General features: G+C 68.6%; 18 protein-coding genes. 11 read left to right on the forward strand and 7 right to left on the reverse strand.

Annotated elements, in window-relative coordinates:
* The first annotated feature begins 34 nt into the window (after nt 1–34).
* Both ACIBGM_RS25150 and ACIBGM_RS25155 read left to right on the forward strand, forming a co-directional pair.
* On the forward strand, nt 35–1,156 hold the full coding sequence (locus tag ACIBGM_RS25150) for a YbdK family carboxylate-amine ligase (RefSeq protein ID WP_360531768.1): 1,122 nt from the start codon (nt 35–37) through the stop codon (nt 1,154–1,156).
* Nucleotides 1,153–1,794, forward strand: coding sequence for a HemK2/MTQ2 family protein methyltransferase (locus ACIBGM_RS25155; protein ID WP_360531765.1), 642 nt, complete (start codon nt 1,153–1,155; stop codon nt 1,792–1,794). The genes ACIBGM_RS25150 and ACIBGM_RS25155 overlap by 4 nt, the downstream gene beginning before the upstream one ends.
* On the opposite strand, the gene ACIBGM_RS25160 is transcribed toward ACIBGM_RS25155, so the two are convergent.
* A complete protein-coding gene (locus ACIBGM_RS25160; RefSeq protein ID WP_360531762.1) occupies nt 1,795–2,577 on the reverse strand; it encodes a LysR substrate-binding domain-containing protein in 783 nt (260 codons plus the stop codon).
* Here ACIBGM_RS25160 and ACIBGM_RS25165 point away from each other — a divergent pair.
* Genes ACIBGM_RS25165 through ACIBGM_RS25175 form a run of 3 tightly spaced genes read left to right on the forward strand, consistent with a single transcriptional unit; the run spans nt 2,548 to nt 4,826 of the window.
* Complete coding sequence (locus ACIBGM_RS25165; RefSeq protein ID WP_360531759.1) at nt 2,548–3,126, forward strand: MFS transporter; 579 nt, start codon at nt 2,548–2,550, stop codon at nt 3,124–3,126. The two genes, ACIBGM_RS25160 and ACIBGM_RS25165, sit on opposite strands and share 30 nt — an antisense overlap.
* Nucleotides 3,127–3,147: 21 nt before the next feature.
* Nucleotides 3,148–4,038 carry an alpha/beta fold hydrolase gene (locus ACIBGM_RS25170; protein ID WP_396386911.1) on the forward strand — a complete coding sequence of 297 codons (891 nt, stop codon included), beginning with the start codon at nt 3,148–3,150 and terminating at the stop codon, nt 4,036–4,038.
* Between the two features lie 29 nt (nt 4,039–4,067).
* A complete protein-coding gene (locus ACIBGM_RS25175; RefSeq protein WP_396387068.1) occupies nt 4,068–4,826 on the forward strand; it encodes an endonuclease/exonuclease/phosphatase family protein in 759 nt (252 codons plus the stop codon).
* A 31-nt stretch (nt 4,827–4,857) separates the two neighbouring features.
* On the opposite strand, the gene ACIBGM_RS25180 is transcribed toward ACIBGM_RS25175, so the two are convergent.
* On the reverse strand, nt 4,858–5,322 hold the full coding sequence (locus tag ACIBGM_RS25180) for a hypothetical protein (protein ID WP_360531747.1): 465 nt from the start codon (nt 5,320–5,322) through the stop codon (nt 4,858–4,860).
* A gap of 278 nt (nt 5,323–5,600) precedes the next feature.
* Between ACIBGM_RS25180 and ACIBGM_RS25185 the strand changes: the two genes are divergently transcribed.
* Nucleotides 5,601–6,188 carry a hypothetical protein gene (locus ACIBGM_RS25185; protein WP_360531744.1) on the forward strand — a complete coding sequence of 196 codons (588 nt, stop codon included), beginning with the start codon at nt 5,601–5,603 and terminating at the stop codon, nt 6,186–6,188.
* Nucleotides 6,189–6,233: 45 nt separating this feature from the next.
* On the opposite strand, the gene ACIBGM_RS25190 is transcribed toward ACIBGM_RS25185, so the two are convergent.
* Nucleotides 6,234–6,533, reverse strand: coding sequence for a hypothetical protein (locus ACIBGM_RS25190; protein ID WP_360531741.1), 300 nt, complete (start codon nt 6,531–6,533; stop codon nt 6,234–6,236).
* 938 nt (nt 6,534–7,471) lie between these two features.
* Nucleotides 7,472–7,600, reverse strand: a complete 129-nt coding sequence (locus tag ACIBGM_RS25195) for a hypothetical protein (protein WP_360531738.1) — start codon at nt 7,598–7,600, stop codon at nt 7,472–7,474.
* A 132-nt stretch (nt 7,601–7,732) separates the two neighbouring features.
* Here ACIBGM_RS25195 and ACIBGM_RS25200 point away from each other — a divergent pair, with 132 nt between their 5' ends.
* On the forward strand, nt 7,733–8,467 hold the full coding sequence (locus ACIBGM_RS25200) for a GAF and ANTAR domain-containing protein (protein ID WP_360531735.1): 735 nt from the start codon (nt 7,733–7,735) through the stop codon (nt 8,465–8,467).
* A 50-nt stretch (nt 8,468–8,517) separates the two neighbouring features.
* On the opposite strand, the gene ACIBGM_RS25205 is transcribed toward ACIBGM_RS25200, so the two are convergent.
* Together ACIBGM_RS25205 and ACIBGM_RS25210 are read right to left on the reverse strand one after the other, a co-directional pair.
* A complete protein-coding gene (locus ACIBGM_RS25205) occupies nt 8,518–9,306 on the reverse strand; it encodes an SDR family NAD(P)-dependent oxidoreductase (protein ID WP_360531732.1) in 789 nt (262 codons plus the stop codon).
* A 13-nt stretch (nt 9,307–9,319) separates the two neighbouring features.
* Complete coding sequence (locus ACIBGM_RS25210) at nt 9,320–10,345, reverse strand: Ppx/GppA phosphatase family protein (RefSeq protein ID WP_360531729.1); 1,026 nt, start codon at nt 10,343–10,345, stop codon at nt 9,320–9,322.
* Between the two features lie 292 nt (nt 10,346–10,637).
* On the opposite strand from ACIBGM_RS25210, the gene ACIBGM_RS25215 reads away from it, so the two are divergent.
* Nucleotides 10,638–10,919 (forward strand): hypothetical protein, encoded by a 282-nt coding sequence (locus ACIBGM_RS25215; protein WP_360531726.1) that lies wholly within the window; start codon nt 10,638–10,640, stop codon nt 10,917–10,919.
* Here ACIBGM_RS25215 and ACIBGM_RS25220 read toward each other — a convergent pair.
* Nucleotides 10,916–11,161, reverse strand: coding sequence for an ANTAR domain-containing protein (locus ACIBGM_RS25220; protein WP_360531723.1), 246 nt, complete (start codon nt 11,159–11,161; stop codon nt 10,916–10,918). The two genes, ACIBGM_RS25215 and ACIBGM_RS25220, sit on opposite strands and share 4 nt — an antisense overlap.
* Nucleotides 11,162–11,355: 194 nt before the next feature.
* Between ACIBGM_RS25220 and ACIBGM_RS25225 the strand changes: the two genes are divergently transcribed.
* Genes ACIBGM_RS25225 through ACIBGM_RS25235 form a run of 3 tightly spaced genes read left to right on the forward strand, consistent with a single transcriptional unit; the run spans nt 11,356 to nt 12,585 of the window.
* Nucleotides 11,356–11,628 carry a hypothetical protein gene (locus ACIBGM_RS25225; RefSeq protein WP_360531720.1) on the forward strand — a complete coding sequence of 91 codons (273 nt, stop codon included), beginning with the start codon at nt 11,356–11,358 and terminating at the stop codon, nt 11,626–11,628.
* A gap of 30 nt (nt 11,629–11,658) precedes the next feature.
* On the forward strand, nt 11,659–11,919 hold the full coding sequence (locus ACIBGM_RS25230) for a DUF6855 family protein (RefSeq protein WP_360531717.1): 261 nt from the start codon (nt 11,659–11,661) through the stop codon (nt 11,917–11,919).
* A gap of 36 nt (nt 11,920–11,955) precedes the next feature.
* Entirely contained in the window at nt 11,956–12,585 is a 630-nt protein-coding gene (locus ACIBGM_RS25235) for a DUF1684 domain-containing protein (protein ID WP_360531714.1), read from the forward strand.
* Nucleotides 12,586–12,587 lie beyond the last annotated feature (2 nt).

Raw genomic sequence — 12,587 nt, forward strand, 5'->3', positions numbered from 1 at the left:
GAGCCTCAAGTGTCAGTGTGAGCAGGAGGCTCGCGTGGCTGTCTCTCTTGCGGGTATGCCTGGTGGTTGGGCTGATGCGCATCTCGATGCTGCGCGGCTTCGAGCGGTGTTCGACGGGACCGTGGCCGGGACGGTGGGGTTCGAGGAGGAACTCCTGGTGGTACGGCGGGGGAGTTGGCTGCCCGTGGATGCCGCCGCCGTGGTGGCGGGTGTCGGCGATCCGCGGGTGAAGCCGGAGCTGCCGGCCTGCCAGCTCGAGATCGCGACCTCGGTCCATGAGGATGTGGCGGACGCCGTCGAGGAGCTGCGCTCATGCCGAGCCATGGTCGCCGCTGCCTGCGGGCAGGAGGTTGCCGCGGTCGCCGCGCCCGTTCATCCCGTGCTCGACGGGCCGACCGTACTCGCGCGCACCGAGCGAGCCGCAGAGCTTGGGGCGCGCTACCGCGAGGTCATCAACCGACAGTTGGTCTCCTCGTTGCAGATCCACCTGGGCTTTGGTGACGCCGACTGCACGCTGGGCGTCTACCACGCGCTACGGGACTTGCTGCCGGAGTTGGCCGCGTTGGCCGGGGCTGCGCCGTTCGCCGGCGGACGGGACACCGGTCTGTGCTCGGTGCGTCCGGTGATCGCCTCCGAGCTGCCCCGCCAGGGCGTGCCTCCGGTCATCCCGTCCTGGGACCAGTACGCCGTGGACCTCGCGTGGATGGTTCGCGGGGGCGCTGTCGACGCGTCGGAGTGGTGGTGGGAGCTCCGACCTCACGTTCGGTACGGGACGCTGGAGTTGCGGGTCCTCGACGTACAGGCGACGGTGTCACAGGCCAGCGCGCTCGCGCGGCTCGTGCATGCGCTCGCCGCCAGGCTGGCCGACCTGCACTATCTCGGTGAGCTTCTACCGCCGGCGCCGACGTGGAGGATCGCCGAGAACCGTTGGGCGGCGCTCCGCGACGGCGTTCGGGGTGAGCTCCTCGACCTCCGCACCGGCGAGGCCCACTCCACTCGCCGTCGGCTGCACAACCTGATCGACTCTGCCGAGCCCTACGCGTCGGCCGACCTGGACGACGTACGCGCGATGGTGGAGCACCCACCGGTGGACCACCTCCGAGCACTCGGCCCCGAACGCGTCGTCCCCTGGCTCGCGGAGGTCTTCGCCGCATGAAACTGCTGACCCTGCCCGGCGTGTTCGCGCCGATTTCCGACTCCTGGATGCTGGCCGACGCGATCCGTCAAGAGGCCATCGGTTCCGGATCGCAGGCGCTGGACGTCTGCACGGGAAGCGGCGTCCTTGCCCTGACCGCGGCGGCGCGCGGCGCGACGACGACCGCGATCGACGTCTCCCGGCGAGCGTTGCTCACGGTGCGGCTCAACGCGATCCGGTACGGCGCCTGCGTCCGGACGCTTCGGGGCCGGACCTTCGCGCCCGTCGTGGGTGAGCGCTTCGACCTGATCGTGAGCAACCCGCCGTACGTGCCCTCGCCGAGGTCCGACGTACCTCGTCATGGCGCGAGCCGGGCCTGGGAGGCGGGCCGTGACGGACGGATCATCCTCGACGCGCTGTGCGACGCCGCCCCCATCCACCTGCGCCCCGGCGGGGTGCTGCTGCTGGTGCAGTCGTCCCTGATCGGAATCGACACGACCTTGCAGCGCCTGGTTCGCGCCGGACTGGTGGACGTTGAGGTACGAGCCTCGGTCCGGGGTCCGCTAGGCCCGCTGATGCGGGCGCAGCAGGCCGCGGGACTGATCCCCTCCGACGTCGACGAGGAGGAGGTGGCGATCATCCGGGCGACCGCCCGCTGATCAGGTTGTCCTCGTGCTGCCTACTTCGCGGAGCGCATCGACGACTGCCCGGGCGGTTGGGCTGCGCTGTTCGCGCATGATGGCTGCCTGGATGTGGCGGGCCGGGGCGCCGAGTAGGGGTACGGCGGCGATCTTGGCGGGGTCGAGGATGACGTCGAGTTGGTGCGCGACCGTGACGCCTCGGCCGGCGGCGATGAAGGCTTGTGCTTCGACTGGTTCGTCGCCATGGCCGGCGTGCAGGATCGGCGGTTGCAGTTGCGCGTGGGCGAGTACGTGGTCGACGAGGTCGGCGGCGGACCCCTGGTGGGCGCGTATCCAGGGATCGTCGGCGAGGTCGTCCGGCGTGACGGACTTCGCCCGGGCCCGCGGGTGGCCGGACGGCATGAGCGCCCGTGGCGGGTCGTCGAACAGAGGGATGAGCTCGATGTCCGACGGCGCCGGACTCGGCTGGAACGCGTGCTCGAAGACGATCGCGACGTCCAGCTCGTTGGAGGCGAGTCGCCGGAAGGCGGTCGCTCGGTCGACCAGCTGGTCTTCGATGACGTCGTACTGGAGCCGGTACAGGTCGGGATGCCGTTCCTCGAGGACTGCGGCGACCTCCGCTGAGAGGTAGACGAGCGCGGTGAAGAACGAGCCGAGACGGACATGCCCGCATCGCAGGCCGGCCAGGTCCGCGACTTGTGCCTCGGCGAGTGAGAGCCGGCCGAGGATCGCCTCGGCGTGGTCGGCGAGGAGCCGTCCGGCCTCGGTCGCGTGGACTCCGCGTTGAGTACGGCGTACCAACTGCGCCCCGACCTGTCGTTGTTGGGGATGATTGCGTTCTGCGCGTTCCTGCTCGACGGGGCTGCGTACAACTGGAGCGCCGTACATCTGGAGAGTGCGCGTGATGCCTCCGCCGGTCTGGCCGCGGCCGCGTTCACGATGTTTTCGCTGACGCTCGCTCTGGGGCGACTGTTCGGTGATCGGCTGGTGGCGCGGTTCGGTCGGGTGCGGGTTGTGCAGGGCTGTGGCGCTGTCGCGGCGGCGGGCAGTCTCCTCGCGATCGTCGCGCCGACAGCCGGTACGGCGTTGGCCGGCTGGGCGCTGTTCGGGTTGGGACTCGCCGCGCTGGCGCCAACCGTCCTCGGCGCCGCGCCGAGCGTCGCCGGGGTCCCGCCGGGCGTCGCGATCGCTGCAGTCACGACGATCGGCTACCTTGGCTCGTTCACCGGCCCGCCGGCCATCGGCGTACTCGCGGAACTCAGCAACCTCTCCGTCGCCCTCACCATGCTCGTCGTCGCCAGCACCCTCCTGGTCGTGCCCGCCCGACTCGGCCTCCGCGAGCGCTCCTGAGATGTGGGTACAGCGGGGGACATGTTTGACCGGTTCGCTCTGGATGAGGTTGATGTCGCGGGGATCCGGCTGCGGGTGCGGCACGGTGGTTCGGGTCCGGCGGTGGTGTTGCTGCATGGTCATCCACGGACGCACACGACGTGGTACGCCGTCGCGCCTCGGCTGGTGGATGCCGGTTTCACCGTGGTGTGTCCGGACCTGCGTGGGTACGGCCGGTCGGCGAAACCGGTGACGGATGCGGACCACACGCCGTACTCGAAGAGAGCGATGGCTGGTGACGTCGTTGGCCTGATGGATCTCCTGGGGCATCAGCGGTTCGCCGTCGTGGGGCACGATCGCGGCTCGTACGTCGCCTATCGTTCCGCGCTGGATCATCCTGAGCGGGTGGCCCGGCTGGCCGTGCTGGACAGTGTGCCCATAGTCGAGGCGTTGGAGCGGTGTGGGGCCGAGTTCGCCGCCGCGTGGTGGCACTGGTGGTTCTTCGCGCAGTCCGAGAAGCCGGCCGAGCAGGTGATCTGCTCCGATCCGGAGAGCTGGTACGGCGCTTGGACGACGAACACACCGCAGGCGCTCGGGCCCGAGAACCACGCTGACTTCCTGGCTGCGATCCGTGATCCGGCAACGGTTCACGCGATGCTGGAGGACTATCGCGCCGGCCTCGGAGTCGATCGTAGGAACGACGCCGCGGACCGGGCAGCCGGCCGCCGGATCGAGTGCCCGACGCTGGTCCTGTGGTCGACCGACGACGACATGGAACAGCTCTACGGCGACCCGGTCGACGTCTGGCGACCTTGGTGCCGCGACGTCACAGGGCATGGCATCAAGTCGACCCATCACATCGCGGAGCAGGCACCCGACGAGCTGACCCGAAGCCTGACGCACTTCCTCGGCATGACAGACGAAGGCCGCTGATGGTGGGTACCGGGGTCGGCATGAGGGTCATGACGTGGAACGTCTGGGGGCGGTTCGGGACGAGGTGGCAGCGCCGGCACAGGACGATCGCGGAAACGATCAAAGCGCAGGGACCCACGTTGGTGGCTCTTCAGGAGAGCTGGGCGGTGGGGAAGCTGAGGCAGGCCGACGTACTGGGTGCTGAACTGAGGATGTCGTCGGCGTTCGCGGTGACCCGGATGCCGCGTGATCCGGATCCCGAGGTCGAGTTGGGCGTGGCGATCCTGAGCCGGTATCCGCTGCTGCGGGCCGAGCAGCATGCGTTGTCGGACGAGACGGTGGCGTTGCGGGCGGAGATTCGGCTCGGTGATCGCAGTCTGCACTTTTTGACCACCTGCTTCGACTGGGAGGAGGACCGCGAACGGTTGGAGCAGGCGGACAGGCTGGCCGCGCTCGCGTCGAGTCTGTCGGCCTCCGGTGATCCCGTCGTCGTGGCAGGCGATCTCAACGCCCCACCCGACCGACCCGAGATCAAGCGGCTGCTCGCCGTACTGAGTGACTGCCGGCCGGAGCCTGATCCCTGCGCGGGGCACACCTACAGCTCACGGAATCCCCACCTGGGCACAGGGGAGTGGCTCGAGGACCAGCGCATCGACTACATCCTGAGTACGACGCCCCCGCCGAGCGAACCGCTCGCGCCTCGCTCATGGCTGGCAGGCCTCGCCGAAAACGGCGACCACCCACCGTCCGACCACTACGCGGTGCTCGCCGACGTCCCACTCATCACTCCGCACCGATTCTCTGACTGATCAGGCCCGAGTTCGTTTGCTGGGACCGCTGTCAGCCGAAGTCGTCAGGGATGATGCGGAGTTTCTGTGCGATCCGGACGAGGGCCTTCTGGTCGGGCGTGTTGAGCGAGTCGAGCACGATACGGCGTACGGCGCGCACGTGTGTGGGCGCTGCCAGCTGTACGAGGTCGAAGCCGACGTCGGCGAGTTCGGCGAGGAAGGCGAGCTCTCCCATCCGCAACTTGCGCTGCGGGGCCTCGGAGAGGTGGCTGAGTACGAGGTACTCGAACAGGGTGAGGCCGTGCTCTTGCCGCAGCGGCGACTCCAGCTTGGCGGCTGTGGTACGGCGGGGGAGCGGGCGCGGCTCTGGACCCTTGACCCAGGCGGCCAGTCCCGGCACGGCCTCCGCTTCGATCCACAGCCACTTGACGAACTTCTTCGCCGCGTCGACGTCCGGATACGAGCAGAGTTGCAGTTGCCGAGTTGATGCCGGTAGTTGCCTCCAGCCACGATGCATCAATGTTGTTAGATGCAACGATGTTCTGACGCCGGAAACGGGCTCCCTGGAGCTGCGCACCTCGTACTGGTCGAGGGCATCGGGTTTAGCAGCCGAACCGCGGAAGCCACACGGGTACCCATGACGTTCAGCTGCCACGGCCCGATGACAGAGCTGGACAGGAGACCGGCATGACAGGTCCTGGGTGCAGAGCAACCAGTCGGTCGCCCGACCCGCCGGCAGGCCGGGCCGCGCGAGTCGCGATCGGGTGCCGTGCGCGGTGCCGTAGGGTTCGGGCCGTGTCTGAAACCGACTCGCTCGTCCTGCGGCCGGCTGCGGGCCCGCGCCGCCAGGTCCTCACGATCGCCGCCGTCATCGCCGTCGTCCTCGTTGTCGCCGGCGTCATGGCCGGAGGCCGGCCCGCCCTGATCACCTGCATCAGCCTCGTCCTGCTGCTGGCCGCCACCATTGCCGTCTATCTGTCGCGCTCCCGCATCGTCGTCACCCCGGCCGAGATCTCGGCGCGCGGCCTGACCTTCCACCGCCGTCGCGACCGCGCGCTCGCAGCCTCGGTGATCCGGGCCAAGGTGATCCAGCCTGGGGCTGTCTCTGAGACCATCGTCGTCCTCGGCACCGGCGGACACGCCCTGCTGAGTATCAACGGCGCCCTCTACGCGCCCGCCGATCTCGACCGGCTGGTCGACCACCTCGGATTGCCCACCGGCGGGCCGTCCGGGCCGGTCACGACGGCGCAGCTGGCCCGCGAGCGGGCCGGCACCGTTGGCTGGGCCGGACGGCACCCGGTCGCGTTCGCACTCCTCTGCGCCCTCGGCTTCGCCGTCGGCGCGGTGGTTCTCGGAACCGTGGTCGCGGCCCTGACGGGCTGACCCGCCCGCCCCCAGAGTTGATCAGCCCAGCGGCCCGGACAAGTACTACGGCAGTCCAAGCTCGGCGTCCAGGCGTCGGGCCCAGTCCTGGTTGCCCAGATCGGCTGCCAGGAGCAGGTCACGCCAGTCTTGGAGAGCCAGATCCCTCATGTGGCGTACTCGAGCAAGATCGCCGCTTCCGCCGATCACGATTGCCGCTTGGATCCGCTCAATGGCAGTAGGCGGCCAGTCAGCCAACGGCAGCGACTCCACGGCACTGGCCACCAGATCCGCGATACCCTCGGCGCTGCCGGGCTCAGGGAAGTCCCGCGCGATGCGCCGACGGAGCCGCGGAGACAAGTCCATGCGGCAATTGTGACCCGGAGGTGGTGGCACATCCGCTGCCCAACGCCCGGATCTGCCGCATCAGCGACGGCAGTCCTGGTCCCGGGACAACGCTGCGCCGGCTCGGCGCACCTGGTCGCGGCGGGCCGCAGGGCGGATCATCCTGGCCACGCGCGTCTCTGAGCCCAACAAGGCAGGTTCGGACAACGCCTACTCCCAGCGCTACGCGAGGATTTGCGCCCGCAGGATCTCCCAGCGTCTTCCGCTGGTAGTTGGGCGAGAGGTACGACGTCCCGGCGTCGTACCGTCTCCGTGCAAGGGTGCTCGACTGCTTGGTTGCCTTCTTTATGGGCTTTCGGGTGGCGGATTGGGCCTTGGACTTCACGGTCCCTCAGGTCCTGGGCGGTTGAGTGGGTGCCGAACAGGGCCGGGTCGGTGCCGGGGAGGAGGCTGGGTCGCCGAGGGGGCCAGGGTCGGTCAGGTACTCCAGCGGATCGTCGCCCTCGGTCCAGCGGTTTGTGGGCCCGTCGGTGCGGTCGGACAGTTGCCAGCTCGAGTGGTTGCGGTCCTGGGCTACTTCGTCGAACAAGGCGTTGGCGCGATAGGAGTCTCCCCGCCGCCGGCTTCCAGCTCCTCGATCGCCTTCAGCCACTGTCTGGTGCACGGTTTCGCGGGTCGGGTTGAACTGCAGCGTTGCTCTGACACCGGGGTCGTCGGCCGTGTTCTAGAGGCGTGTCATCTGCAGCGAGCCGTGAGCTTCAGCGGGCCGCATTCGACCGGAAGACTGTCAGCAGGTTGCCGATCGCAACGATGTCACCGCCGTTCCAGTGCACCCCCTGCGAGTTCGCCGGCAGCGCGCCGCCGCGCGGCGATGATCGCCTGCTGCGGATCTATGCCGCCAATGACCGCCGCCGTCACCGCGTCCTTGACGCCTCGGCCGTCACCGGGTCCTTGACCGCCTAGGCCGTCACCGGGTCCTTGACCGCCTCGGCCGTCACCGTCGCGGGTGCGCCTTTGAGAAGCCTGGCGACGATGGTGGCCAGCATCTCGATGGGACCGACCTTTGTCGGCCTCAGCGCACCGGTCATAAGCGGCTTCCCAGTGGATCCCCGCCCGACCCGCCGCCAGGTTCTGGGCTGTACACGCCGGCGTCTTCGCGGCGTTCGGCGTACGTCGTGCTGGATATACCGGATGGTGGGTTGGGGGTGGATGATGGCGGTATGCCTCATTCGGAGGTTCCGAATGGATTTGCTGCCGCAGCGGATGGTGGTTCGGGCGGTGGTGCGAGTGCTGACGCGTTCGGCCGGTTGGCGATGGAGCTGCACGACGTCGACGGGGTGGAGGAGACCGTTGAGGCGGTCGTGCAGTTCGCGTTGCACGCGCTTGGCTGCACCTACGCAGGGGTGGTGCTGGTCGCCCGTGGCCGGCGCCCCGAGGTGCTGGCGCTGACCGATCCGCTGGTCGCCACGCTGTACGAGCTGCAGATCGAGGCGGGCGACGGACCGATGATCACTGCGATCCAGGAGGAGCGGGTGGTTCTGGTCGCCGATGTGGAGGCAGAGACGCGGTGGTCGAGGGCGTGGATCACCCAGGTTCGTGCCGCGGAGATCCGCACCATCGTCCATCTGCCGCTGCTGGCCCACGGCCGCGCAGAGGCGGTGCTGAGTCTGTACGACAAAGCGCCGAACGCGTTCGACGACGACGACCTCGCGATCGCGCACATCCTGGCCCGGCACGCGTCGGTGGCGATCGCGAACGCGCGCGAGGAGGAGTCGCTGGCCGAGGCGATCGACGCCCGCAAGTTGATCGGGCAGGCGATGGGGATTCTGATGGAGCGTTACGGCCTGGACGGCGACCGGGCGTTCGAGGTGCTGAAGCGCTACTCCCAGCAGTACAACCGCAAGTTGCGCGATGTCGCGCAGGAGTTGATCGACACCCGGCGCCTGCCGCACTGATCAGTGCGGCTGGCAGTTGAGCCGGTTGGCTGTCCGGTCAGCTCTTGGTTTTAGTCTTGCTTGGGTTCGGCCATCTTGCGGTGGGCGGCTGCCTTGAGGGTGTCCGGGATGACCTTGCCGGCCAGTTCCTGCGCCCTGCTCATGAGTGACTCGGCGACGACTCGGTTCTTGCCGGCCATCATCGCCTCGAAGCCTTGCCTCGCGACCTCGGCCGGATCGTCCTTGCTCGACTGCCCGACCCGGGTGTCGTCCATGCCGGCGCGGTGAAAGATGTTGGTCTCCGTCGGCCCCGGCATCAGCGAGGTGACGGTGACTGCGGAGTGCCGGAGCTCGTCCTGCAGCGCCTCGGCGAAGGACTGCAGGAAGGACTTGGTGGCGTTGTAGACGGCATGGTACGAACCCGGCATCGTGGCCGCGATCGAGGACGTGATCAGCAGCCGGCCTTGGTCTCGAGCCACCATGTCGCGCACCAGGGACTTGGCCAGGATAACGGTCGACTTCACGTTGAGATCGATCATGCGGACCTCGGTGCCGAGGTCGGTGTCGATGAACTGGCCGCCCGAGCCGATGCCGGCGTTGAGTGCGGCGGCCGCGATCGGCCGGTCGCCGAGAGCGGTGGAGAGCCGTTGCACGCCCTCGGGCGTCGCCAGGTCGACCTGGACGGCCTCGACCTGAACGGTCTTGGCCCTGGCGACTCGTAGTTGAGGTGCCACCGTCTGGATCGCGTCGTCCTCGGCGGCGATGACGAGGTCGAAGCCGTGCTGAGCGAACTGCCGTGCGAGCTCGAGCCCGATCCCGCTGGACGCGCCGGTGACCACTGCGAGTTCGTCCTGTGTCATCGACGTACCCGGGTTAGGAGGTGGGCATCACGGTGACGTTGCTGGGCGGGGCGGCAGCTGGTTCGAAGACCTGGGCGGGTTGGAGGGCGTCGAGAGCGAGTGGAGGTTCTTGATTCATTACCGTTTCGAGGTAGTGCAGGATGACGCCCTCGCGGAGCGCCCACGGTGAGATGTCGAGTCGCTTGATGTCGAGCGCGTCCATCGTTGCCTTGGCGATGAGCGCGCCGGCTACGAGCTGTTTGGCGCGGCACTCGGACACACCGCGCAGCTGCGCTCGTTCCCGGGCGGGCATGCGAGACAGGCGATGGACCGCGGTGGCGAGATCGTCTCGGAACAACGTCCGTCGTACGAAGGGACCTGTGCGTTGGGGCGGCGCGCCGCACATTCTCGCGAGCTGCTTGAACGTCTTGGAACTGGCGATCACCCGCTTCGGGTCGCCCTCCCAGCGCAGCCGGTCGGAGACCTCGCGCAGCGTCGCCCGCGCATGCCGGCGCAGCTCGCGGAGCTCGTCGCGCTTCGGTGGATCGTCGCGCAGGAACGCCCTGGTCAACCGTCCCGCGCCCAAGGGGAGGGAGACCGCGAAGTCGGGTCGCGCGTCCCGGCCGAGCGCGATCTCCGTCGACCCGCCACCGATGTCCAGGACCAGCAGTCGCCCGGCCGACCAGCCGTACCAGCGCCTCACGGCCAGGTAGGTCAGCCGCGCCTCCTCCTCACCCGTCAGGAACCGCGGTTGGATGCCGGCCTCGCGAGCGAGGCGGTCGGCGATCTCGGCGCAGTTGCTGGCGTCGCGTACGGCGGAGGTGGCGAACGCGAAGAGCTTGTCGACCTGCAACGAGCGAGCCGCTCTGACCGCGCTCTCGACAGCCTCGATCACCCTTTCGACGCCGTCGGAGGTGATCGAGCCGTCGGGCTGAATCTCCTCACTCAGCCGCGTCGCGTGTTTGACCGCGTGCGTCGGTAGTGGGGGCGCCCCGGGGGAGGCTTCGACCACTTGCAGCTGAGCCGAGTTCGACCCAATATCCAGCACACCGATCTTCACAAGTGCACCGGTGCCCCCGCACAAACCGTCTCGGTGTTGAGCGGACCCAGGTCCGCGCCAAGGTCGCGCGGTGAGCGCGGATGGTCGCTCCGGGTACTGCCCGGAACGGCTCACGACGAGACCCCGCGGCCGGAGGCGCCGGCCAAGCACTACGCGCCCGACTACGCGAACGTCTCGCCGCCCGGTCACAAGCAGGCCAGGGAGTGGACGACGGGGTACGACGGGAGCGCGTCGCCGAGGTGTTCCGGGGGAACGTGCGATCAACCTGGTCCGGTCGGAACGTGCGATCAACGTGGGACTGTCGGACCACCGCCGGGTCCTCGCGCAGTTCATCTTCGGCGACGGCCGGGAGCGGGCGGACCGGCTTGTGTCGGCATTGGCGGACCTCGCTCGGACCACGTTGTCGTCGCCGGCGAGCGTCGTACTGCCGGAGCCTCGGGAGCTCGAGCCCGAGCACGTGATGCTGCCGCGGGAGGCGTTGTTCGCGGAGCACGACGACGTACCTGTGCAGGAGTCGTTCGTAGGAACCGCCGGTGGCGTCGGCGCCCTCGTCGACCAGCGTGATCTTGACTAGGTTTGGCTGGCTGGGCCGGGGAGGCGTCGGAGTTGCTCCTCTACGGCGCGTGCCAGTCGACGATCGCTCGGCGGCTCGTCACCCCGCCATACCTGATGGACGAGGACGTGGGCGACGGTCACCACCGAGCTGTGATGGTCCGCCGACCACGCGCGCAGGATTGATTCCGCTTCCGCGGCGTCGATGCCGAAGCATTCCATCAGGACGCTGACGGCCTCGTCGACGCAGACGGCCCTCTTCATCACAGCCTCACCTCACGCCGCGCACCGAGCCACTCCCAGGGGCTGATCCTTCAACCCGTCGTGGCAATACACGATCCGGTTGCTCCCGGTTCCCATCCGCCGGGCCGTGTATGCCTGCGTCTCCAAGGACGGACTGGCTGGTTTCGGTCGTCGTTCGACGGTTACCGAGGCGACCGAGCGGAGGAGGGCCTCAGATGATCTCCACGAAGAAGCGGCGTACGGGTGGTGTGGCAAAGCGATGGGCCGTCGCCGGCGCCGTAGGTGCCGGAGCGGTGGGGTATCGGTTGTTGCGGCGGAAGCTGTCCAGATCGGCCAACGCGATGTTCGCACAGGCCCCGGTGCCGGGCAGCGTGGTCGAGACCGGGGATCCCGCGACGAGCGGGGAGCAGGCGCCGGCCAACGAGCGCGGCGACGGCGCACAAAGGACCGGCGACGACCGCTTGGTCCATCCTATTGACACTCCGTAACGGGATGGTGACCGAAATCGACGGATTACGTTGAGGGGTGGTGGGCCAAGCCGGGGCGGCGGAGTCGCATCATCTGCGTCTGCTGAAGGAATCCGGCCTGGTCGAGGCAGAGGGAGCGCACCCAACACCCGCGCGAGTGCAGCGCCGACGTCGGCGCGTTGTCTCGACGACGTGCCTGCCATGCTGGCGTCGTACGGCGGCTGGATGGAGTTGGGCAGTGCGGACGAGGGGAAGCCGGTGAAGGACGGCACGCTCGAAGCTTGGGCGCAACACCGCATCCGCGTTCGCTGACGACGAGCCGGATCACCGGAGAGCAAAGGGCACAGTGTGAATCAGCAGGCTGGCGGATCGGCGTTGGACACCGCGGACTGGCGTCGCAAGGTGTTCGCCTTGTACGGCGACGTACGGGCGACTGCCGATCCCGTCGAGGGACACGCGATCTGGCAAGCAGGACGGGCGGAGTTGCTCGCGACGCATCCAGCATCGCCGGTGCCCGTCGACGAACGCGAGGACTTGCAGGTCGAGATCGGCGACTACCAGCCGCAGCTGCGCTTCGACGTTGAGGTCGACACGGAGGTGGAGCCGCGTCGGTGGGAGGTGCCTTCGGCAACTGATGGCGTGATTCCGTTCACCCGCGCCGGCGTGCTGCATCTCCCGCAGGTCGGGGACCTTGACGTGTGGTGGCTCGAGTCGTACGGCGGCGGCGTGTTCGTGCCCATCAAGGACGCCCTTGCCGGCAGCCGCACGTACGGCGGCGGCCGCTACCTCCTGGACACGGTCAAGGGAGCGGATCTGGGCGGCGACCTCCGCGAGGGCCGGCTCGTCGTCGACCTGAACTTCGCCTACAACCCGTCCTGCGCGTACAACTCACTCTGGAGCTGCCCGCTCGCCCCCGCAGGCAACACTCTGACAACGGCCGTAGCCGCCGGCGAGCTGACCGACGCCCAAGCCAAATGAGG

The organism is Kribbella sp. NPDC050470 (assembly GCF_044458365.1).
Taxonomy (GTDB): Bacteria; Actinomycetota; Actinomycetes; order Propionibacteriales; family Kribbellaceae; genus Kribbella.